At 68.7% G+C, this 21,556-nt stretch carries 21 protein-coding genes; 10 read left to right on the top strand and 11 right to left on the bottom strand.

Annotated features, from left to right (window positions below; all coding sequences use genetic code 11):
• Positions 1-220 precede the first annotated feature (220 nt).
• From KEG38_RS29435 to KEG38_RS29445, 3 genes are read left to right on the top strand one after another with little or no spacing between them, the layout of a single operon-like run.
• Positions 221-955, top strand: a complete 735-nt coding sequence (locus tag KEG38_RS29435) for a MotA/TolQ/ExbB proton channel family protein (RefSeq protein WP_272423219.1) — start codon at positions 221-223, stop codon at positions 953-955.
• Positions 955-1,404 (top strand): ExbD/TolR family protein, encoded by a 450-nt coding sequence (locus KEG38_RS29440; protein WP_272423220.1) that lies wholly within the window; start codon positions 955-957, stop codon positions 1,402-1,404. Before KEG38_RS29435 ends, KEG38_RS29440 begins: the two co-directional genes overlap by 1 nt.
• A 12-nt stretch (positions 1,405-1,416) precedes the next feature.
• Positions 1,417-2,331 (top strand): energy transducer TonB, encoded by a 915-nt coding sequence (locus KEG38_RS29445; RefSeq protein ID WP_272423221.1) that lies wholly within the window; start codon positions 1,417-1,419, stop codon positions 2,329-2,331.
• 104 nt (positions 2,332-2,435) lie between these two features.
• Here KEG38_RS29445 and KEG38_RS29450 read toward each other — a convergent pair whose 3' ends face one another.
• The gene (locus tag KEG38_RS29450; protein WP_272423222.1) at positions 2,436-2,681 is read right to left on the bottom strand and encodes a hypothetical protein; all 246 of its coding nucleotides are present in this window, start codon (positions 2,679-2,681) and stop codon (positions 2,436-2,438) included.
• Between KEG38_RS29450 and KEG38_RS29455 the strand changes: the two genes are divergently transcribed.
• Positions 2,674-3,066: a hypothetical protein gene (locus KEG38_RS29455; RefSeq protein ID WP_272423223.1), complete on the top strand. Its 393-nt coding sequence runs from the start codon at positions 2,674-2,676 to the stop codon at positions 3,064-3,066. The genes KEG38_RS29450 and KEG38_RS29455 overlap by 8 nt on opposite strands.
• A gap of 39 nt (positions 3,067-3,105) precedes the next feature.
• On the opposite strand, the gene KEG38_RS29460 is transcribed toward KEG38_RS29455, so the two are convergent.
• Together KEG38_RS29460 and KEG38_RS29465 are read right to left on the bottom strand one after the other, a co-directional pair.
• Complete coding sequence (locus KEG38_RS29460; RefSeq protein ID WP_272423224.1) at positions 3,106-3,999, bottom strand: SDR family oxidoreductase; 894 nt, start codon at positions 3,997-3,999, stop codon at positions 3,106-3,108.
• 87 nt (positions 4,000-4,086) lie between these two features.
• Positions 4,087-5,013, bottom strand: a complete 927-nt coding sequence (locus tag KEG38_RS29465; protein WP_272423225.1) for a LysR family transcriptional regulator — start codon at positions 5,011-5,013, stop codon at positions 4,087-4,089.
• 107 nt (positions 5,014-5,120) lie between these two features.
• Between KEG38_RS29465 and KEG38_RS29470 the strand changes: the two genes are divergently transcribed.
• Positions 5,121-5,729, top strand: coding sequence for a sugar O-acetyltransferase (locus KEG38_RS29470; protein WP_272423226.1), 609 nt, complete (start codon positions 5,121-5,123; stop codon positions 5,727-5,729).
• On the opposite strand, the gene KEG38_RS29475 is transcribed toward KEG38_RS29470, so the two are convergent.
• Genes KEG38_RS29475 through KEG38_RS29485 form a run of 3 tightly spaced genes read right to left on the bottom strand, consistent with a single transcriptional unit; the run spans position 5,698 to position 10,138 of the window.
• A complete protein-coding gene (locus KEG38_RS29475; RefSeq protein ID WP_272423227.1) occupies positions 5,698-7,383 on the bottom strand; it encodes a glycosyltransferase family 39 protein in 1,686 nt (561 codons plus the stop codon). The two genes, KEG38_RS29470 and KEG38_RS29475, sit on opposite strands and share 32 nt — an antisense overlap.
• Positions 7,380-8,297 carry a hypothetical protein gene (locus tag KEG38_RS29480; protein WP_272423228.1) on the bottom strand — a complete coding sequence of 306 codons (918 nt, stop codon included), beginning with the start codon at positions 8,295-8,297 and terminating at the stop codon, positions 7,380-7,382. Before KEG38_RS29480 ends, KEG38_RS29475 begins: the two co-directional genes overlap by 4 nt.
• Positions 8,294-10,138, bottom strand: a complete 1,845-nt coding sequence (locus KEG38_RS29485) for a putative glycosyltransferase family protein (RefSeq protein ID WP_272423229.1) — start codon at positions 10,136-10,138, stop codon at positions 8,294-8,296. The genes KEG38_RS29480 and KEG38_RS29485 overlap by 4 nt, the downstream gene beginning before the upstream one ends.
• Before the next feature lie 37 nt (positions 10,139-10,175).
• Here KEG38_RS29485 and KEG38_RS29490 point away from each other — a divergent pair, with 37 nt between their 5' ends.
• From KEG38_RS29490 to KEG38_RS29500, 3 genes are all read left to right on the top strand, one after another.
• On the top strand, positions 10,176-10,808 hold the full coding sequence (locus KEG38_RS29490; RefSeq protein WP_272423230.1) for a methyltransferase domain-containing protein: 633 nt from the start codon (positions 10,176-10,178) through the stop codon (positions 10,806-10,808).
• A complete protein-coding gene (locus KEG38_RS29495) occupies positions 10,805-11,743 on the top strand; it encodes an NAD-dependent epimerase/dehydratase family protein (RefSeq protein WP_272423231.1) in 939 nt (312 codons plus the stop codon). The genes KEG38_RS29490 and KEG38_RS29495 overlap by 4 nt, the downstream gene beginning before the upstream one ends.
• Positions 11,744-12,052: 309 nt before the next feature.
• A complete protein-coding gene (locus KEG38_RS29500; protein ID WP_272423232.1) occupies positions 12,053-13,387 on the top strand; it encodes a PAS domain-containing protein in 1,335 nt (444 codons plus the stop codon).
• 389 nt (positions 13,388-13,776) lie between these two features.
• On the opposite strand, the gene KEG38_RS29505 is transcribed toward KEG38_RS29500, so the two are convergent.
• Positions 13,777-14,643 carry an SH3 domain-containing protein gene (locus tag KEG38_RS29505; protein WP_272423233.1) on the bottom strand — a complete coding sequence of 289 codons (867 nt, stop codon included), beginning with the start codon at positions 14,641-14,643 and terminating at the stop codon, positions 13,777-13,779.
• Positions 14,644-14,928: 285 nt separating this feature from the next.
• Between KEG38_RS29505 and KEG38_RS29510 the strand changes: the two genes are divergently transcribed.
• Both KEG38_RS29510 and KEG38_RS29515 read left to right on the top strand, forming a co-directional pair.
• Positions 14,929-16,020 carry an NHL repeat-containing protein gene (locus tag KEG38_RS29510; RefSeq protein WP_272423234.1) on the top strand — a complete coding sequence of 364 codons (1,092 nt, stop codon included), beginning with the start codon at positions 14,929-14,931 and terminating at the stop codon, positions 16,018-16,020.
• Positions 16,017-16,967 (top strand): hypothetical protein, encoded by a 951-nt coding sequence (locus KEG38_RS29515; RefSeq protein ID WP_272423235.1) that lies wholly within the window; start codon positions 16,017-16,019, stop codon positions 16,965-16,967. Before KEG38_RS29510 ends, KEG38_RS29515 begins: the two co-directional genes overlap by 4 nt.
• A 19-nt stretch (positions 16,968-16,986) precedes the next feature.
• Here KEG38_RS29515 and KEG38_RS29520 read toward each other — a convergent pair whose 3' ends face one another.
• The 4 genes from KEG38_RS29520 to KEG38_RS29535 all read right to left on the bottom strand — a co-directional run bounded on the left by KEG38_RS29520 (position 16,987) and on the right by KEG38_RS29535 (position 21,505).
• Positions 16,987-18,852, bottom strand: a complete 1,866-nt coding sequence (locus tag KEG38_RS29520) for an MYXO-CTERM sorting domain-containing protein (protein WP_272423236.1) — start codon at positions 18,850-18,852, stop codon at positions 16,987-16,989.
• 122 nt (positions 18,853-18,974) lie between these two features.
• The gene (locus KEG38_RS29525) at positions 18,975-19,634 is read right to left on the bottom strand and encodes a TetR/AcrR family transcriptional regulator (protein WP_272423237.1); all 660 of its coding nucleotides are present in this window, start codon (positions 19,632-19,634) and stop codon (positions 18,975-18,977) included.
• A gap of 46 nt (positions 19,635-19,680) precedes the next feature.
• On the bottom strand, positions 19,681-20,691 hold the full coding sequence (locus tag KEG38_RS29530; protein WP_272423238.1) for an extracellular medium-chain-length polyhydroxyalkanoate depolymerase: 1,011 nt from the start codon (positions 20,689-20,691) through the stop codon (positions 19,681-19,683).
• On the bottom strand, positions 20,681-21,505 hold the full coding sequence (locus KEG38_RS29535) for an alpha/beta fold hydrolase (protein WP_272423239.1): 825 nt from the start codon (positions 21,503-21,505) through the stop codon (positions 20,681-20,683). The genes KEG38_RS29530 and KEG38_RS29535 overlap by 11 nt, the downstream gene beginning before the upstream one ends.
• Positions 21,506-21,556: the final 51 nt, after the last annotated feature.

Consider the following 21,556-nt stretch of genomic DNA (forward strand, 5'->3'; position numbering starts at 1 on the left):
CTCCGACGAAAACCTTGCCTTGGGCCACGAGCCACGAGAGCGCTCGTCGCGCGCCGCCACGGGGCGCGAGCGCGGCGAGCGAAAGGGGTTCGTCCTCCGAGGGAGGCCCCTCGTCGGAGGTATCCCGCGGCTCGTCGGATGAGCGTCGCGCTCCGCCGGCGAGCCGGCATAGGAAAGAGCCGGGGCGAAAAGGCACTCGCTTTGAAAGGCTTAATGGAAGATGAATCTCATCGAGTGGCTGCAGCGCATCATGGTCGGCTTCGGCGCCGCATGGGTCATGTGGCTCATGATCGGCCTGAGCGTGATCAGCGTCGCGATCATCGTCGAACGCGCGTGGTTTTTCTGGTCCCTGCGCGACGATGTCGTGGTGCTCGCGCGTGATCTGCGCGGCGCCCTCCTCGACTCGATCGAGGCGGCGCACGAGCGCATGGCCCGGTCGCCCTCTGCCGAAGCCGCCGTCGTGAGCGCGGGGCTCGTCGAGGCGCAACGCGGCCCGAAAGCCGCGGAAGAAGCCATGGCGGGCGCGCTCGCGCTGCAACGCATGAAGCTCGAAAAACGCCTCGCCTACCTCGGCACGCTCGGCAACAACGCTCCGTTCATCGGCCTCTTCGGCACCGTCATCGGCGTCGTCGGCGCGTTCGACGCGCTCGGCAAAGCCGCGGACAAACCGCTCGCGGAGGCGGCCTCCGCGGCGATGGCCCCGCAGCAGGTCATGTCGAGCATCGCCGAAGCGCTCGTCGCCACGGCCGTCGGCCTCGCGGTGGCCATTCCGGCCGTCGCCGCGAACAACTACTTCCAGCGGCTCATCAGGTCGACGATCGCGAATACGGATGCGCTGACGCGTGTCCTGCTCGCGCACCTGCACGGCGAGAAGGAGAGCGCGCTCGAAGGTGCGGTCAAGAAGGCAGCGAAGAAGGGCGAGGACGAGGTAGAGTCCAGCGAGGAGGATCGCTGATGGCCGCGTCGAGCTCGAGCAACGAGGACAACATGGTCGAGGGGATCAACGTCACCCCCCTCGTCGACATCACCCTCGTGCTCCTCATCATCTTCATGGTGACGGCGAAGATCATCGTGTCGCAGGCCGTGCCGCTCGACCTGCCGAAGGCCTCGCCGGGGCAAGACGTGCAGATGGTCTTCAGCGTCGAGCTCCGCGCGAACGGGGACATGGTCATCGACGGCAAGAAGCTGCCGAACGACGACGCCGCGCTCCCGCTCGCGAAGGAGGCGCAGGCGAAGACGCCCGATCTGCGCGCCGTCATCCGCGCGGAGCAAACGGTCCAGCATGGCCGCGTGATTCACGCGCTCGATGTGCTCAAACGGGCGGGCATTACGAAAATCGCGTTCGGCGTGACGCCCGTCGCAGCCGACGACGGCAAAACGCCGCCCGTCCCCGCGACTCCATGAGGTGAAAAAACCATGAGCTCGGTGGCAGGTAAGTTCGAGGGGGAGGATCCAAAGCTCCCAGCGTTCACCCCGTACGGAGGGGCGGCCGAGCAGCGTCGTGATCCCCTCGCGTATGTCGTTCGCCTCGGCCATCGCGCAGGGCAGATGGGCATGGGGCTCGGCCTCGTGTTTGCCCTGATGTCCCACGCGTCGGTGCTGGGGATGATGTCGCTCTTCGACACGCGAGGCGCCCTCGGCGAGACGAGCCCTGTCGAATACGACATCGCTCTGCCGCCCGAAGAGGTGGAAAAGCCCAGGCCCGAGGAAAAACCCCCGGAGCCCGAGCCCGAGCCCGAAGCCCCGCCGTCGCCAGCGCCAGTGGTCAAGGAGAATGCCCCGACGAAGGGGCCCGAACCCGAGCCGCCGCCCCCACCCACGCAAGCGGCGAAGGTGCTCACGCAGGAGCCCGATCCGGAAGAACCCGTTGACATGACGGGGCAAGGGTTCGTCACGGGTGATGGCGCGGGGCCCGGGTACGGAATGGTGTCGGCCGCGGGGACGGGGTCGGCGCCGACGTACAACAAGGGCGCTTCGCTCGACGGCAAGGAAGGCGGCAAAGGAACGGGGCCAGGGCCCGTGACGCCGCCGGCCCCCGAGGGGCCCGATCTGTCGAAGCCTCCCGGGCTCGCCGGCAGCTCCGCGTGGGATTGTCCCTTCCCGCCCGAGGCCGACGCGGAGCAGATCGATCAGGCCGTCGTGTCGATCGTCATCACGGTGCGGGCCGACGGCACGCCGCAATCCGTGAATGTCATGAGCGATCCGGGGTATGGCTTCGGTCGCGCAGCACGCCTCTGCGCGCTTTCGCGCAGGTACACGCCCGCGCTCGATCGAGCGGGCACGCCGAGGGTCGCCGCGACGCCGCCGATCCGCGTGCGTTTCACGCGGTAGGAGGTCTCCCGCGCTGAGGATTTGCTCTCGGCGGCACGACTCTTTCCCAACGGGTGCGAGATGGTTTACGTTCGTACCATCCGCATGAACTCGAACGCGCTTTCTTACACCGCCCTGGCCTTGGCCCTCGCCCTGGCCCTCCCCTTCGCCGCTTGTTCGTCCGGGAACGGCGGCGATGACACGACCGGCAGCGGCGGCTCCTCCTCTGCCGTGTCCTCGTCCTCCGCCTCGTCGTCCTCGTCGTCCTCGTCGTCGTCTTCGTCCTCGTCGTCGTCTTCGTCCGGAGGCGGCCAAGTGCATACCGACCTGTTCGCGTGCGGCGTGCCGACCGACTGCCCGCAGATGAGCATTCACCTCTACCCGGAGCCGGAGGACGCCCTCATCTGCGCCGCGAAACTCATCGTTTCGAACGCCCCGGGCGCGCTGAGCGCCATCGAGGTGCCTGGTGGCAAGTTCTTCGAGACCGAGCGGCTCATCATCCTGCAGGGCGACGGCAAGGCGCTGGTGCAATCGCGCCATCGGGAGTGCGAAATCGGGAGCTGTCCCAATCCGGTTCCGTGGGAGCCTTCCTCGGCGCATCAAATCTGCGACGTCGTCCTCGGTAGCGGCGTCGAGGCCGGCTGCGCGGCCATGGACGACATGACGTGCCGGTGGTCGCCGTGGGGCCCGGGGAAGCTCGAGAATTGCATGGACGTCGCAGACTGGAGCTGCGACGACGTCGCGGCGGCCCTCTGATTCCGTTTCGCGAGCATGCCGCGCGGCGCCGTGTGGCGTTCAGGCCTTCGGAGGGCTCGCGAGCGCGGCTCGGTTTGTTACGAGGAACTCGCGGACCGACTGCGGGGCGCGGCCCGTGAGGCGCTGCACCGTGTCCGTCACCGTGGCAAGATCACCTTTCGTGATGCCCTTGTCGAACGAAGCCAACGTCTTCGCCATCGGCTCGGGCATTCCGTGGTCGACCATGCCCTGCACGAGCGCCTCGATCGGGACCGAGACGTGCTCGATCGGCCGGCCGAAGATGTCGCTCGCGAGCGCCGCGAGCTCTTTGCTCGTCAGCGCCGCGGGGCCGGTGACGTCGAGCGTGCGTCGCCCCTTCGCGCCGTCCCCAAGCGCCGCTGCCGCCGCACGCGCGCAATCGTCGCGCGTGACCCAGGCAATCGCGCCGTCTCCACGCGCGTCGACCAGCTTGCCCGATGCGAGCGCCGGCGGCAGCCACACGAACAGCATGTCGGTGTAGAGGTTGTTGCGCAGGATCGTGAAATCGAGACGGCTGCTGACGAGGGCAGCCTCCGTCCCGGCGTGATCGTCCGCAATGAGGATCGGCGATCCAACCGGGTTCGGCAGCGACGTATAGACCACGTGCTCGACGCCCGCGGCCTCGAACGCGCGCACCGCGGCCTTTTGCTGCGCGAGCCGCCGGCCCGGACGATCGAGGGAATCGGTGCTGATCAAAAGCGCGCGGCCGACCCCGCGGAAGGCCTCCGCGAGGCTTTTTTCGTCGTCGAAGTCGGCGCGGCGGACCTCGACCCCCTTCGCGGCGAAGTCTTTCAGCGAATCGGGCGTGCGGGTGGTCGCGACGATCGGGCCGACCTTTTGCTCCAGCAAGAGTTCGAGGACGCGACGACCGAGGTGCCCCGAGGCACCCGTGACGAGAACGGCGGAGTTGGACATGCTGGCCTCCTGGGGACGGAAGCTACGATCGCGCGCTTCTCATAACAATGATTGCGTACGGGAATCTTTGGTGCACCTCTGCAACAATCAGCGCTCGGCTTCGTCAGGACCCGAGAGCGGGCGCTGCCGAAGCATCTCGGCCACGAGCTCGCGGAACGCGGTGACCTTCGGGGGCAGGTGCTTGCGGCCCGAATGCACGAGGTAGACCGTGCCGCTGTACGCGAGCCAGCGCGGCAGGACGCGCACCAGGGTGCCCGCAGCGACGTCCGCGTCGGCCATGAAGGACGGCAACGAACCGATCCCCGCACCTGCTTTGATGACCTCCCGGAGAAACCACATGTCGTCGCCCGTGACACGTGGAGTCACGGACACGGTCGCCTTCGAGGTAGGTCCCGAGAGCAAGAGCGGGGGAACGCCTCGAAACGCAATCCAGTCGTGGCCATCGAGGTCGGCCGGCGCGCGCGGCACACCCCTCCTCGCAAGGTACGACGGCGAGGCGTACAGGCGGATGGCGAGCGTTCCGACCTTTCGCGCCACGAGCGTCGAATCGCGGAGCGGCTTGCTCCAGACGCGGATCGCGAGATCGATGCTCTCTTTCACGAGATCGACCACCGTATTCGTGAGGTGCGCCTCGACGCGTACGTTCGGATAACGCACCGAAAACCGCGCGATCGCCTCGGCGAGGACCATCGCACCAAGGTCGACGGTCGAGGTGAGCCGCAGCGTGCCCGAAGGGGCCGCCTCGCGCTCCGGCAGATCGGCGAGCGACGCTTGGAGCGCCTGAAGAAGCGGCGCGACACGGTCGAACAATGCAGCGCCCGCCGTGCTGATGGAGACCCGCCGCGTCGTTCGATGGAAGAGCGCCACGCCGAGCGTTTCTTCGAGCACGGCGACCGCGCGGCTGACGGTGGAGCGCGGAACGCCGAGCCGCGCGGCGGCCGCAGAGAAACTGCCTTCGACGTGGACGGCGACGAACGCGCGGACGAGGTTCAGATCAATGTCGCTTCCATGCACCGCCGAGGCTTACACGTGCCCATGGTTCGCTGCAAGAATGGCGTCGCAGGGCTCGTTACACGAGCACGGGTATGGACGGGGACCGGGCATGGCGCTAGGACACACGCATGTCCGAGCGCGAACGCATGCTGGCCGGGGAACTCTATCGACCGGACGACCCGGAGCTCGTGGCCGCCCGCGCCCATGCGCGCCGCCTCAGCCGGGCCTACGACGAGGTCCCGGAGGACGAGCCCGCCCTGAGGCGCGAGATCCTCGATGCGCTCTTCGGCACGCTCGGCAGCGGGGCGTTCATCGAGCCGCCATTCCGGTGTGATTACGGCGTGAACATCCACGCCGGCGACAACCTTTACATGAACTTCGGCTGCGTCTTGCTCGATTGCAATCGGATCGACATCGGCCACCGCGCGCTGCTCGCCCCGGGCGTGCACATCTATACCGCGACGCACCCGCTCGACGCGGCGCTGCGGGCGTCGGGGCGCGAGTTCGCGAAGCCGGTCCGGATCGGCGACGACGTCTGGATCGGGGGCGGCGCGATCGTGCTGCCGGGGGTGACGATCGGGGACGGAGCGGTGATCGGCGCGGGAAGCGTGGTCACGAAGGATGTCGCGGCGGGGTGGGTCGTGGCGGGGAATCCGGCCCGGCCGATCAAGCGGGTGGATGGGAATGACGGCGGCGGCTCCCGTCCTACCGCCCCTTCCGCCGATAAATCCAGATGACCGGCGTCCCCTGCAGCCCGGCCACGTGCGCCGGCTGCACCGTCCCGTAGGCCACCCAGGCCTGATACTCCTGCCCCTGCATGTGCTGCTCGTGGTGGTAGAGGGCAAACTCCGCCTCGTGCACCGTGCCGACCCCGCGGATGTCCTTCCGCAGCCGGCCATCCTTTTGCAGCATGTCCCACGACGGCCAGGCCGTATCGTGGATGTACACCGTCCCGCCCCGCGGCACCTCGCGGTTCAGGTAATCCACCACCGCGCCTGTCGTATACCCCCAGAACGTCCGATTGAGCCCGAGCGTCGCCGCGCCCTTCGCCCCGCCCACGAGCGGCACGTAATTCGAGAGCCCCCACGGATGCGACGCTGCCGTCTCCGCGATCGGCGCCGCCAAGAGCACCGGGAGCAGCGCCATCGCCGCCGCCGGCCCATGCGCGAATTTGCGGACGCTTCCCGCTTTCAGCTTCCGAAGCTCAACGCGGAGCACGGAGACGAGCCACGACACCCCTGCCCCAGCGAAGAGCGCGAGGAACGGATACGCCTGCATCCAGTGCTTCGTGCCGCCGAAGATGGGCGTCTTCGGCAGGAGCCAGGCGCCGTACGAAATGCCGATCGCCATCAGCCAGAGCAGGTCCGTCTCCCCGCCCTCGCGCCGCGCGACCTTGCCCGCCCGCGCCCGCAAAAACGCCTGGATCCGCGCCCGCGACCGCACGACGAGGCCCAAGGCGAAGAGCGCGAGCGTCACGGTCGGCACCGTCGCCGCCGTCATCAGCGGCGCATACAGGCGCGGCATGGGCGGCGTCCAGTACGTCCGCCCGAGGAACTCCATGTTGTAATACTCGTGATTCAGGTGGAACGACGCATACGCCGCGAGCCGCGCGAACGTGTCCCGCCAGATCCACGGCCAGAGCGCGTACATCACGAGCGGCCCGAGCACGGCCATCGCCCCGAGCGCCGCGAGCGCTCTCGTCCGCGTCTCCTTCATGTCGCCGCCCGTCAGCCGGTCGCGCACGAGGCAAAGCGCGACGTACGTCACGGCGAGGATCGGCAAGAACCACGCATTGTGCTTGGTATCGAGCGCGAGGCCAAACGCGAGGCCCGCCGCGATCGGCCAGCGGGACCCGCCCTCCCGCATCGCCTTCCAGAAGCAATACGTGGCGAGAAGGAACATGGTCACGACCGGCACGTCGAAGCAGGCGAGGTGCGCGTGATAAAAGAAGTTCGGCATGCAGAAGAGCGCGATCGCCGCGAAGAGCCCCGCGATCCGCCCGCGTGCCTCCGTCCCCCACCGATAGACGAGCGCGACGCCCGCACCCGCGAGGAAGATCCCCGGGAAACGATAACTCGTCCCCTCCATCGCGAAGAGATGCCACTTCTTCTGCAAGAACAGGTTCGAGAGCGCGAACAGCGATTTGATGAGCCCCGGATGCTCGCTGTTCACCCGCCACGCATTGTCGATCGCCTTCGGCTCGAACGCGGCCCGCGGGTTCTCGAAGAGGAGCTCGAACCACCGGCGATAACTATCGGCCGCGTGAAAGTAAAACCCCTCGTCACGCGCATAGCCGAGGTTTCCCACGGTCGCGACGAGCACGACCATCACGAGGCCCGCGAGCAGCGCCGCGACGAGATCGTCCTTCCAGGTGAGCTTCGTCCCGCTCATCGCGTGTCCGCCTCGAAGCAGAAGTGCCGGTGCGCGTGGTTCTTGCTCGACACGAAAAACTCCACCGTCGCGCTCTTCTTGCCCGCGTGGGCGCCGAGCGGCATCTCGAACGCCGCCCATCCATCACCGTCGCGATGCTCCCAGCGCCCGATCTCCTCGCCGTCGACGCGCACGGCGAGCGCGACCGGCGCGCCTTTCCGCTCCCGCTCGATGATCCAGTACATCCCGCCATGCCCGCGGATCACATTGCCGAGCGGCACGCCCGAAAAACGTGTCACGACCTCCCCGCGCGCCGGCGGGTGCGCGAAGAGGCAGCGGCGCGGGCGGAAATCCTGGTCCGCGATGACGGTCGGGCCGATGCTGAAAAACGGCCCGCCAGGGCATTCGAAGCGCGCCGCGGGGAACGTGGGATGGCCGCCGAGGCCGCCGGCGAGGACGCGGGCGTTCGTGGTCCACGGGCACAGGGCCTCGGGGCTCGTCGTGTGCACGCTCGCCTGCGTGGGGCCGAGGCCGTCGACGAAATCGAAGACGACCGCGGCGGGGCTCGGGTTTTCGAGCCGCCGGATCACGAAGGGCCCGACCTCGCGCCGGCCGATCTCGCGAAAGCCCGAAAGCTCGGGCGAGGTCTCCCCGAGCGCGGAGATCTCCAGCGCCGTGCGATAACGCGACACGTCTGGCCGCGCCACGTCGCGCAATGGAAAGATCTCGTCGCCGAGTGCTTGCCGTGCCAGCGGCTCGCCCCAGGACGGCGCGACCACCACGAGCTCGCCTTGCTTTCGCTCCTCGGCGACGGGTCCGATGAGGGCGGCCCAATCCGCGAAATCGGGCTTTCGCCGCGAGGACACGAAAAACCCGACGAGCTCGACGATCCCGAGGGCCACGAAGGCCCCGAGCGCCACACGCGGCCACCTCATCCCTGCACCTTCCCCTCGTCCTCGCGTTTTTCCGCGCGCACGAGCGCGATCGCGGCAGCGAGCGCCGCGATCCCCACGAAGAGCCCCGGGACGAACCCCGGCGGCCGATACCACAAGGAGAGCGTCGTCACGCCCTGGGGCAATCGCACGGCCACGCGGTTGTCCACGTTCTCCACCTTGCCCGCCGACGCCCGCCAGCCCTCGTCGTAATTCATGTTGTACACGACGAGCGCCCCCGCCTCCGCGCCGGAAAGCTCGATCGTCGCGGCATTCGGGCTCCAATCGGAAAGCTTCGCCGTCCCCGCCCCCTCCGCGACGAAGACCTCGCCCTTGTGGCGCCCGTCGTCCGACGCGAGCGCGCCTTTCCGCTCGAACGGCGGCGCACCGTAACAATCGAGCACGCCCGTGTTGCCCAGCATCGCGAGGTACATCGGCCCCGCCCAGTCGCGCTGCTTGTACTGGAAAGGCGGGTTTTTCTCGAAATGGAAGGGCCGGTTCGCGGGGATGTGATCGGGCGGCACCATCCACATCGACTGCGTCATGGGCTTCTGCGCCCCCCGCGCCACGTCGATCCCGAGGAGAAACACGACCGCCGCGAGCGCCGCGTCGAGCAAGGGCCGCCGCCGGCCCGCCCGCTCCACGAGCCGACCGATCCCGCTCGCCGCCACGATCGAGAGGATCAGCACCGCCGGATAGAGGAACCGCGAAGGGACGTGCTGCGATCGGAACACCGGCACGTGCTCGTGCAGGAGCGTCCACGGCGCGTTCGGGTGAAACGCCCCGAGCCCGAGCAGGCCGAAGATCGCGCCCACCACCTTGAGCGCCGCCTCCCGCTTGCCCTGCACGAGAAGCAGCCCGAACGCGAGGATCAGCACGCCGGGCAGCCCGATGTACATCCCCCACTCGTGCCACCCGTACGCCGGCACGCGCACGGGCCGCGAATGAAAGCCCTGATCGGGCGCCGTGAGCATCGCGAAGAGCGCGCCCATGTCGATCGCTTCCGTCGAAGGCACGAGCCGCGGCGCCTTGCCGAAGACATCGAGCATCGGCAGGAGCTTCGGCGCGGCGAGCGCGACGCCGAAGAGGCCCGAAGCGCCGAGCACGACGAGCGGTCGCGCGCTCTTCTCCAGCGCGCCGAGCACGATCGCATAAAGCCCCAGCGCGAGCACCGTGTGCGGGAGCGGATAGATGCCACCCGTGTAGACGAGCGCGGCGAACGTGGCCCCGAGCAAGACGACGTCGAGGGCGCGGTGCGGCTTCTGTCGCGCGCGCTCGAAGAAGAAGAGCGCCCACGGGAGGAACGCGTAGGCGAGGTGCCAGGTGTGGCCCGAGGCCGTTTGCAGCGCCCAGCGCCCGTTCACCGCCCAGAGCGCGGCCACGAGCGCCCGCGCCCCATGGCTCTTCGTGAACCGCGATCCGGCCGCGTACGCGCCCGCCGCGCCGAGGAGCGCCATGCCCACGACCTCGATCCGGATCGCGAGGTTCATCGGCAAAAACAGGTACGCGAGGAGCCACGGCGACACGACGATCGTTCCCGCCTCGACGTACCCCCACGCGGGAAATCCTCCGCACGCGTACGGATTCCAGAAGGGCATCTCGTGGTGATCGAGCAGGCTCTTCTTGACCAGGTAGCGGTGCGAGGTCTGCACGTCCCAGTCGTGGAAGCCGAACGTGTGCGTCTTCAGCAGCCACGGCAAGAGCACCACGACGACGGCCGCGAGCATCGATAGGCCCGCGAGAAGCGCGGCGATGGCGCGGGGCGGATCACGCCGCGCGGCGGCAAGCAAACGGCGCGGAAGGGAGAGGGCGGCCTTGTCCACGAGCGTCGCGGACGTTAGCACGTTGCCACGCCGGGCCGCCTCGGCTAAGCCGCCGTCCGTGCTGGGGATCGACAAGGCCCTCTTCGCGCTGCACCGGCGCGCCGTGACGATGCCGCGGGCTCGACGCATCACGGACGCGCTCGCCGAGCTCGCAGGACAGGCGGTATCGCTGCTCGACGTGGGCGCGGGTGACGGGGCCATCGCCGCGGCCGTGGCGCAGCGCGTGGGCGCGCGCCGCGTCGCGGGCGTCGACGTGCTGGTTCGTCCCCGCACGGTGATCGAGGTCGTGCCCTACGACGGCCGGCGCCTGCCGTTCCCGGACGGCGCGTTCGAGATCGTCACGATCTCCGACGTCCTGCATCATTGCGAGGCGCCCTCCGAGGTGCTCGCCGAGTGCCTGCGCGTGGCCTCGCGCGCGGTGCTGGTGAAGGATCATTTCCGCTTCGGCGCGGTCTCGGAGGCGCTGCTCCTGGCGATGGACGTCGTGGGCAACGCGGAGGCGGGCGTGCTCGTGCGGGGGACGTACTTCTCGCCGGCCCAGTGGATCGACATGGTGCGAGAAGCGCGCGGGCGCATCACCGAGCTCCGCTGGCCGCTGCGCATCCACGACACGCCGATGCGGCTCGTCACACGCGACGAGCTTCAGTTCGCGGCACGGATCGAGCACGTCTCAGGGATGGAGAACACATGAAGACGCTCGTCGTCGGTGGTGCCGGGTTCATCGGCAGCCACCTCGTGGACCGGCTCGTCAGGCGCGGGCCCGTGACCGTGTACGACAACCTTTCCGTCGGGAAACGTGCCTTCGTAAAGGAACATCTGGATGCGGGGCGCGTGACGCTCGTCGAGGCGGACGCGCTCGACCTCGAGCGGCTCACGGCGGCCGCCGCCGGCCACGACGTCGTCTTCCACCTCTCGGCGAACCCCGAGGCGCGCTGGGGCCTCGAGCGGACCCGGCTCGACCTCGAACAAGGCACGATCGTCACATACAACGTGCTCGAAGCGATGCGCCGCGCCGGCGTCCCCCGGCTCGTCTTCTCGTCGTCGGGCACGGTCTACGGGGACACGCCGGAGACGTGCAAAGAGGACCACATCGGCCACCTGCCGATCTCGCTCTACGGGGCGAGCAAGCTCGCGGGCGAGGCGCTCATCAGCGCGTTCGTCGAGTGCTTCGGCCTGCACGCGACCATCTTCCGCTTCGGCAACGTCGTCGGCCCCCGCGGCACCCACGGCGCCGCGCTCGATTTCCTGAAAAAACTACGCGACCGGAAGACCGAGCTCGAAGTGCTCGGTGATGGCCGGCAATCCAAGCCTTACCTCCACGTCTCGGACTGCGCGGACGGCATGCTCTTCGGGCTCGATCATGCCGAGGAGCGGCTCGGCCTCTACAACCTCGCCCCGCCCGACCAGACCTCCGTCGCCCGCATCGCCGAGCTCTGCGTGAAGACCTCCCCCTACCCCGACGCCACGATCCGCTTCACCGGCGGCGATCGCGGCTGGCCCGGCGACGTGCCCCGCTCCTCGATGAGCCCGGACAAGCTCGCGGCCAAAGGCTTCCGGGTGCGCCATTCCAGCGACGACGCCGTACGCATGGCCATCGAGGCGCTCACGCGCGAGGTCTTCGGCTAGAGGAATCTCGCGGAAAAAAGGGGGGCGTCCCCTTCGGAGGACGCGACTTTCGACGCGAGATCCGGCGCGCGGGGACGCCCCCTCGGGCGCGGGTCCGGAGGACCTTCTGCTCGGCTTGCCGTCAATGCACGCGCGATGCCGCTCGCCACGTGTGCAGCGAGCGGACGAGCGACGCAAAAGGGGCGCACGCTCGGCCGTGATCCGTCACGCCCGTCGCCTCCCCCGCCCGCGCCCCTCGCCCCCCGAAAAAGCCCGAGCCCTGGATTCAGTTCTGGTATGGTCAAATTCTTCCGGAGGAGCATCCAGACCATGGGGCAGTCGAACGATACGATCGAGTCCTTGCGCGCCGAACTCGCGGCGGCAGAGGAGCGGGCGCGGCTCGCGGAGGAGCGCGCCGCCGTCCTCGAGGACCTCATCGCGCTCGTGCCCGGGGTGGTCCTGGAGTTCGAACAGGTGCCCTCCGGCGTCTTTCGACCCACGTTCATCGGCGGAATCGGGCTTCAAACGTTGCTCGGTTATTCGGTCGAGGACTGCATGGGCTCGCCCGACTTCTTCACGTCGATCATTCACCCCGACGATCGGGCCCAGGCGAACGCGGAGGCGATGCGTTTTCTCGAGGACGGCGAGTCGCACCTCTCGCCGCATCGAATGCTGCGCAAGGGCGGCGGTCATACCTGGGTCGATACACACTTTCTGTACGAGCCGGCCGAAGAAGAGCGCCCGGCCAAGCTCCACAGCGTGGTCTTCGACGTGAACCGGCGCGCCTGCGCCGAGCAAAACGCGCAGGAGGTCCTGCTCAAAGAACGCGCGCTCCGGCAGCGGCTCGACGGGTTCGTCGCGAACGTACCCGGCGTCGCGTGGGAGAGTTATTTCGTCGTTGATCCCAGCGGGAACCGGACGAACTACGTGAGCGACGCGGTCCTGCCGATCACGGGGTACACGCCCGAGGACTGGGGGCGTCCGGATTTCTGGCGCGTGCTCGTTCACCCCGAGGATCACGCGCACGCCCAGGCCGACGCGGAGCGCGCCTCGGTGGAGGGGAGCGGTTCGTCCGCCTATCGTTGGATCACCAAGGATGGCCGGACGCTCTGGGTGAACTGCCGGATGACGGCGATCCGGGACGAGTCAGGGGCGTCGATTGGCCTGCGCGGCGTGACGATGGACATCACGGACCTGAAGCGCGCCGAGGCAGAGCGAACCGACGCCCAGCTCCGGGAGCGGGTGCTCGAGGCGCAGGAGGAGAGCCTGCTCGCGCTCTCGACGCCGCTCGTGCCAATCGACGACGAGATCCTGGCCATGACGCTGGTAGGCGGGCTCGACGAGCGGCGCGCGGATCGGGTGCTCACGACGCTGCTCGAAGGCGTGACGCAGACGGGGGCGCGCGCAGTGATCCTCGACGTGACGGGCGTGCCGGAGGTCGAGGCGCAGACGGCGGACCTCGTCGTGAAGGCCGCGAAAGCGGTGTCGCTACTCGGGGCGGAGGTCGTGCTGACGGGGATCCGGCCCGAGGTGGCGCGGACCTTGGTCGAGCTCGGCGCCGAGCTTGGATCAATCGTGACGAAAGGGACGCTCAAAGCCGGGATCGCACACGCGATGCGATCCCGCAATGGTGTGTCACGAAAAACGAGGTCCGGGGGGCGCTGAGCCCTGAGCATTGGTCTCTTTTTGGGGCCGCCACGCCGGGGCGCTGCCCCGGGCCCCGCGGGGGCTGTTCGCCCCTCGACCCGAACCAGGGCAAGCCCTGGACCGTTCGTGGAAGAACTGCGCGATGCGCAGTTCTTCCAACAGGCCGCGCTGGCGACGGGCACGTTGCCTGTTGAATCGTCAGCGCCGCGTCTTGGGGGGCAGGGTTGTCGTTGGTCTTGACCTGGCCTGTTCGATGAACTGCGCGTTGCGCAGTTCATCGACCCCGGGTCCAGCGCTTGCGCTGGTCCAGGTCCAGGGGCGGATAGCCCCTGGTGGGGCCTGGGGCAAAGCCCCAGCGCAGCGCCTCCCAGGATGAGACCAATGCTCAGCCCCGGACCCCGGCCGTTTCACCAGCCGGCGCGGCGGATCGCCTTGTACGACGAGGAGGCCGTGCGCAGGCCGTAGACGCAGCCGGCGGAGCAGCCCTTGCACTCGTAGGCGTACATCGAGCCCCAGCCGTCGCCCTTCTCGAAGAGGATGATGTGGCCGGCGCCGCCCGAGTTGTACACCAGGGCGTCGGCGGGCTTCACGTTCGAGCGCGAGACCGTCTTCCAGTTCGATGAGTCCTTCACGAAGTGGATCGTGCCATAGGGGTGCGAGTCCACCGTGATGTCGTCGTTCGACGAGGGGACCTTCCAGGCCTTGGCGACGAAGCCCGAGCAGTCCGCGCCGTACGAGCCGCTGTGCGAGCAGTTCGGGCAGCTCCCGGAGCAGGAGCCCTTCGTCGACGAGGTCGGCCCGTCCGCCTTCCAGCGGCCGTGGCCCCACCAGTACGAAAAGCCCTTCATGGACTTGCCGCGGTTGATCGCGCCCTGCTGTGCGGCGCTCAGGTCGCCCGTGCTGCCGCCGCCCGAGGAGACCGTCGTGTAATACTTGCCGGAGCTCCAGCCGACCGTGCCGTCGTGCTTGATCTTGTAAAACCCGTTCTTCGGGTCGGCGGCCTCGACCGTGACCTTCGCGCCCGTGGGCACGACGTGGAGGACCGAGTAGCTCGTCCCGGGGCCGGTGCGGAGGTTGACGTCCGTCGTCGATTTGAGGGTCGTGCCGACGGCGATCGTGCCGGCCACGCCTTCGCTGGTGGAGCCGAGATCCTCGTTGGCGCCGATGAGCTCCTCGGACGAGTCGTCCCCGGAGCATGCGGGGAGCATACCCATTCCAAGGGCGATGGCGGCGGCTGCAATCGACAGCGACAGGCGGCGAGCGTTGGTCTTCATTGGGCTTTGGCTCCTGGACGTGGAAAGGCCATCGTACAAGCCTCGTGCCAGACGCGTCCATGGCCTCGCGCAGGGGTTTTCCACGACCAATGCCGCAACCACGAGCGAAAACTTCGGCGATGATGGAACCGATCGGGACGGCGTAAGGCGACTTGGGATTCTGCGCGGCGACCCTCCCATTCCAGGGTTGGATCCATCTTTCCCCACCGGGTGGATCTTTGTTGATCCAGCCTGGTGTTTGGCGCGGGCTTTTCCTTGCGTGTGCGGCTCTGGTAGAACGGGCCCATGCGCAAGAAGGTGGTGGCGCTCGTGGCCGTTCTCGCCGCGGCTGCCGCGGGTGTGGTGGTGGCGCGCGGGTGCTCGGGCGACGGGACGTCGAAGGAGGCGCGGCCGGCGAACCCGAACGGCGAAAAGCCCGCATCGGGGACCTCGCCGGAGGACGCGCCGCGGCCCATGGGTTCGGCCGTGACCATCGTGGTGGATGCGTCGGCGCCGCCGTCGGAGAAGGGGCCGGAGGTCCTGTTTTCGGCGACGTGGGGCGGGAGCCGGATGAACGAGCTCGGCCGGTCGCGCCCGGACGAGGCGAACCCCGAGGCGCCGATGAGCCTGGCGATGGACGCCAAGGGCAACATGTTCGTGCTCGATCAGGTCAATGGCCGGGTCGTGCGTGTCGGGCCGGACGGCAAGCCCGAATCCGTGATCCCGCTGAAGGAACAAGAAGCGGCGCAAGACATGGCCGTGACCGATGACGGCAAGGTCGCGGTGCTGGATCGATTCAACAGCAAATCGATCGTGATGTACGACGAGAAGGGCGGCGTGCTCGGCGAGGTGCCGCTCGAGGGCGAGGGACTCGACGAGCTCGGATTCGTCACGGGGGTGTTCGTCGACGGCAAGGACGTGTACGTCGAAAAGGAACACGGCCCGCTCCTTCGAATCGGGACGACCGACGGGCAGCCGGTAGATCGAACCGAGGTCCCGGGCCGGCCGACGCGCGACGGGTTGAGCTACATCAAAGCCGGGATCATCGAGCCCGAGGCCGGGCGGATGTACATCTCGTCGGTGGATCGGGCGACGATGCAGCACCGGTACACGCGCGAGATCCGGCAAGGGAGCGAGATCCGCGGGATCTTGCTGCTCGATACGGACAAGACGGGGACCATTTACCTGGCGACGTTGCTCGTGCAGAACGACCAGGAGTCCGTGGTCCTGTCTTGCCACGAGCCGCTCAAGGGCATTCCGACGGGCACGGCGGTCCTGCCCGTGAATACGATGCCCGAGGAGACGTTCCGCGACATGGCAGTGCTCGACGAGGGCGGCGTCGTGTATTCGGTGCGGACCGAGCAGGGCGTGAGCTACCAGAAATACGATTGCCAATGACCAAGCTGCTTGCCCGCCCCGAGCCTCGCGTGGTCGTCATCGACGAGCTGCGCCACGTGGAGCTCGAGCCGGGTCCCGGGGCGGGGCCGTGGATCCAGGCCGCCGTGAATACGGTGGTCCTCGCGGGCGTGAGCGCAGGGATTTACGCCGTCAGCAAAGGTGGTGCCTGGTACGCGTTCGGCCTCCCGCTCGTCGGGGCCCTTCGAGGCATCGTCATCGCCAAAGATCTGAGCCCGTTCGGCCGCCGCGTGGCCATGCGGATCGAGCCGTGGGGGTTCGTGCTGGATCCCGAGGGCAAACCGGAGGTCCTCCCGTGGCCGCGGATCTCGCAGATCCGGCACCGCACGGTCGCGGTGAGCGAGGACAGCTCCGTGGAGATGTTTTTCGTGGAGGTCGACGGCCGGACGTATCGCGCGGTTTGTCCCGCTTCGGCGCCGATCACGGTACTGCCGGTGGCTTTCGCGGGGTACGTCGCGGCGGCGAAAAAGCCGGTGGCGCTCGATCTCGACGGCGCGGTGTCGATCGAAGGGACGCAGGCGACGTTCGCGGAGCTTTTGGGCCGGGCGCGGCGAATGCTGGAGTCGCCGGAAGGAGCGGCGCAGCTCGGAATGCCGGCGGCGGGGTATCGAGGGGTGGCGTCGCGGACGCCGGGGCACGAGACGGCGTCGATCCTGCGGGGCGCGCTCGTTGGGCATCGGCGCGCCGTGGACGAGGGTCCACTCGCCGCGATGCTCGCGGCCATGCTGAGGACGCGGGAGCTGCTTTCGGAGGTACTCACGCTTTGCATGAGCCCGAGCCCGTTCGTCGCGGCCGTGGGCAAGGCGGCGGCGCTCCGGCTCGGCGCGGCGCCGATGCAGCCGGGCGCGGTGGAGGAAGTGCTGCCGTTTTTGCCGGTGGACGAGGTGCGGGCGATCGAGCGATTCGCGCGCGGTGAGGACGGGGGCTAGCGAGCAGAGGGGCTAGGCGTCACGCGCGCCGGACGCGCCTTCGCGATGCGAGGAGGAGTCCAAGCGCGAGCATGGAGAGCGCGGGCGCGCTTCCGGTCTGCGAGGACGTCCGGCATCCACAGCCGCTCTCCTCGGAGGTTTGGCCGCCGGTCGTACCGCCGCCGCCTGCGCCGCCTGCGCCGCCCATACCGCCTGCGCCGCCTGCGCCGCCTGCGCCGCCGGCGCCACCGGCGCCGCCTGCGCCGCCCATACCGCCTGCGCCGCCTGCGCCACCGACACCACCGGCGCCGCCTGCGCCGCCCATACCACCGGCGCCGCCCATACCACCGGCGCCGCCCATACCGCCCATTCCCGTCATGCACGCGCCGGCTTCACAGACGCCGTCCGTGCAGGGAGTTCCATCCACCACAAAACCGTCCGCGGGACACGCCACGGTTTGCCCGTCGCACGCCTCGGCCACATCGCACACGCCTGCGGACGCACGACATTCGACACCGGCCGAGAGCGGCGCGCACGTCCCGTTCTCCGCCGCTCCCGCCGCGACGCTGCACGCCTGGCAATCGCCGGTCGCGCCTCCGCCGCAAGCCGTGTCGCAGCACACGCCGTCCACGCAGAAGCCGCTCGCGCATTCTGCGGAGGTCGCACACGCATCCCCCAGGCTCGACGCGAGGACGAACGTGTACGCAGCGCCGGCCTTTTCGCCCTTGTCTGCGTCACTGGGCGCTCCGAGGAGCGCCGTATTTCCCGAAAGCGCGACCGACGAAGCAAGCTGGTCCCCCGCCCCGCCCTGCACGACGAGCTTCGCCTCCTCGACCCACGCCCCGCCGCTCCGCACGAATACGTAGGCCGAGCCGGCCTCCGCGCCCTGGTCGCTGTCCAGGTACGCCCCCACGAGCGCCGTTTCCCCTGCGATCGCGACAGCCGCGCCGAACTGATCGCCGGCCGCCCCGTCCTGGGCCAGGAGCTTCCCCTGCTGTGCCCACGTCGCCCCATTCCGCACGAACACGTACGCCGCGCCGGAATCCATGCCCTTGTCATCGTCCCCATACGCGCCCACGAGCGCCGTGTCCCCCGACAGCGCGACCGAATCGCCGAATGCATCGGTCGCCGCCCCGTCGTTCGCCAGGAGCTTCGCTTGCTCGGTCCAGACGCCGCCGCTCCGCGTGAACACGTACGCCGAACCGGAGTAAGATCCCTTGTCGTCGTCGCCGAGCGCGCCCACGAGCGCCGTGTCCCCCGACAGCGCGACCGAATCGCCGAAATAGTCCTGCATGGCCCCGTCGCTCGCGACGAGCTTCGCCTGCTGGGTCCAGACGCCTCCATTCTGAACGAACACGTAGGCCGCGCCGCTGCTTTCGCCCTTGGGGTCGTCCCCATACGCCCCCACGAGCACCGTGTCCCCCGACAATGCGACGTAGTTGCCAAAACAATCGCCCGTCGTCCCGTCGCTCGCGACGAGCTTCGCCTGCTGGGTCCAGACGCCCGCATTCCGCACGAACACGTACGCTGCGCCCGGGCCCTTGCCGAGGGCGCCCACGAGCGCCATGTCCCCCGACAGCGCGACCGCGCTGCCGAATTGATCGATCGCCGTGCTGTCGTTCGCCACGAGCTTCGCCTGCTCGGTCCAGACGCCGGCGTTCCGCACGAACACGTAGGCTGCGTTGGCGCCGCCGTAGCCCCCTACGAGCGCCGTGTCCCCTTCGATCGCGACCACCCCGCCCATGCGGTTGTTCATGGCCCCGTCGCTCGCCAGGAGCTTCGCCTGCTGGGTGGCGACGAGCGAATCGATCCCCACCGGAAGATCCGCCTCCTGCGCGGCCTGCGCCGGGGCGATGAAAGGCGCGGGCGCGGTTTCACCGCCGCAACCCGCGATCATCAAGCTCATGGATAAGGAAGAGGGCGTGGCGCGGCCACGGCCCGATATGCAATCGTTCGCCGTTCATGGAAACCGTTTTCCTCTTTGCTGGCTTTCGCCGTCGTTCCCCTCGAATTCTACGCGAGCGCCGGTCAAGCCCTCCGTCCGTCAGGGCTCCGGTAGGCGCGTAGCATTCGAAGCGAGAGTTCGACATGTACGTCGGCGAGCGCGTCGAGCGAGAGCGCCCCGGACGGCTCGTACCAGTACGGAATCCGCACGCCGATCGCGGAGAGCGCCGCGGCGGTCGCCGCCTTGTCGGGCACGGAAAACCGACCCATCGCGACGCCTCGCTCGAGGACCCCGTGGAGGAGCGCCATCGATTGCGCGCGAATCGCGAGCGCCGGCGCGGCGAGATCGGCGGTCAGGGCGTAGATTTCTTCATTGACCACCACGGCCAGGTGCGGATAATTCGCGTGCACGAGGGTGTGGGCCCGGACGAGCTCGCAGATTTGCTCGATCGGATCGTCGCACGCACCGGCCAGCGCCGCCCGCAGGCCGGATGCGTGCACCTCGTGGCCCACGCGGACGAGCTCCGCGAGGACGTGGTCCTTCGAGGGAAAGTGCGCGTAGAGCGCGCTCGGCTGCAGCTCCAGCGCCTTCGCCACGTCGCGGACCGAGGTGCCGTGAAAGCCCTCGTTCGCGAAGAGCTGCAAGGCGACCTCCAGGATGCGCCGTCGCGTGCCGTCGGGCACGGAGGACGGAGGGAGGGTCGCCTTGGCAGCCCGCAAACGAGAGGCCCTGAGGGAACTCATGGGCCGATTGTCTGAACGAGCGTTCGTTTCTGTCAACGAGATCGTCTCAGGGATGCGCATCGAACCAGCCGACGACCTCCTCGGGGCCGGCCGCGAGCCAATCGTGCCCCACGCCCGGCTCGGTGACGACGCGCGTCTCCTTGCCCTCGGTGACGAGGCGCGCGTTGTACTTCTCCATCGTGCTCATGGGGACGACGAGATCGGCCTCTCCGTGGAGGAAAAGCGTCGGCGGGTGATCGGCCGGCAGCGCGTCGGGCAGGATGCAAATCGGGCCGCTGCACGTCGCGTAGGACCCGGAGTGGATCGCGAGCGCGCGGAACTTCCCCTGGTAGCTGACGGCCATCCGGCTCGTCATGTAGCCGCCGCTCGAGATCCCCGTCGCGTACATGCGCGACGCGTCGAGCGGACCGAACGAGCCCGCGGCGATCGAGTCGAAGATCGAGAGCATGAAGTCGTGGTCCGGCGCGGTCGACCAGGCGATCGAATACGGGGGGACGTTCGTGTCCCAGAACGTCGAGCCCTCCGCATGCGCCTCCGGGGCGAGCACGGCGTACCCGGCGTCGAGGAGCCCCTTGATGGTGAGCGCCAGGTGATAGACCCCGTGGGGGCCATCCACGGCGCCCTTGAACATCATCGAGGGACCGTAAAACGAGCCCTGGAACAGGAGCACGACGGGAAAACCCTTCGCGGGCGGCGTCCCGAGCGGCACCTGCCAGGCGACGTCCCGCAGGATCCCCGATTGCGCCGGGATGCTCTGCGTCTCGTAAGGACACGCGACCTCTTGGGGCGAGACGGTACAGCGCGACCCGGCGCCGCCGCCCGCGCCCGCGGAACCACCGTCTCCGCCGACGCCGCCGCTTCCGCCAACGTCGCCGCCTCCGCCAGCGCCGCCGCTTCCGCCGACGCCGCCGCTTCCGCCGACGCCGCTGCTTCCGCCGACGCCGCTGCTGGAGCCCGAGGCGGCCTCAGGGCCTTCGCCGGGCGGCTCGATGTTGATGTTACACCCGCCCGCGAGGACGACGAGAGGCACCAGGAATCGCCAAGCATCACGTACCATGACAAACCTCCGCGTGTTCTGCCGGCGCCGTCGCCTGCTCCTCCAGAAATTCGAGCAAGAGCCGGTTGAATGCTTCTGGTTGATCGATCGGCGTGCAATGCCGCGAGCCTTCGACGACGGCCACGCGGGCCCGCGGAATCCGGGCGGCGTAGGCTTCCTTTGCCGCGACCGGGGTATAATCTTGATCTCCCGTGACGACGAGGACCGGGCACCGGATCGTGCCGATCCGCTCGGCCACGCTCCAGCCGAGGATCGCCTTGGTCGAGGCGAGATATGCGGCCTCGTCGTTCTGCCCGAGCCGCGCAGCGAGCTTTTGGCGCAGCGCCGCCTGGTCCGAGCGCGGGAAGTTCATGGAGGCGATCTTCCGGGCAAACCCTCGCACGCCGAGCACGCGCAAAGCGACGAGGCGCTGCACGACCGCGAGGTGCTCGCGCCACGTGCGCGGCACGAAGGCCGGGGCGCTGTTTACCACGACGAGCGACCGGACGAGCGAGGGCGCGTCGACGGCGAGCTGAAAGCCGATCATGCCGCCCATCGAGAAACCGACGACGTGCGCCGGGCCGAGCGCGAGCCGTCGCAGGAGCTCGGCCACGTCGGCGGCGAACGTCGCGATCCGATAGGGACCCGCGGGCTTCCCCGACCGACCGTGGCCACGCAGATCGACGGTGACGACCGTGTACCGCTCCGCGAGCGCCGGGACCTGCATCTCCCAATCGAGCAGGCTCGAACCGAGGCCGTGCAAGAGGAGCACGACCTCCCCTCGCCCCTTCACCTCGTACTGAATCTCACACCCGTCGACGTAGATGTGCGACATCGTTCACCTCGACCGCGATCCGGGTTACTGAACGATCGTTCGTTAAGATCC

It is taken from the genome of Polyangium jinanense (assembly GCF_028435265.1).
GTDB lineage: Bacteria > Myxococcota_A > Polyangia > Polyangiales > Polyangiaceae > Polyangium > Polyangium jinanense.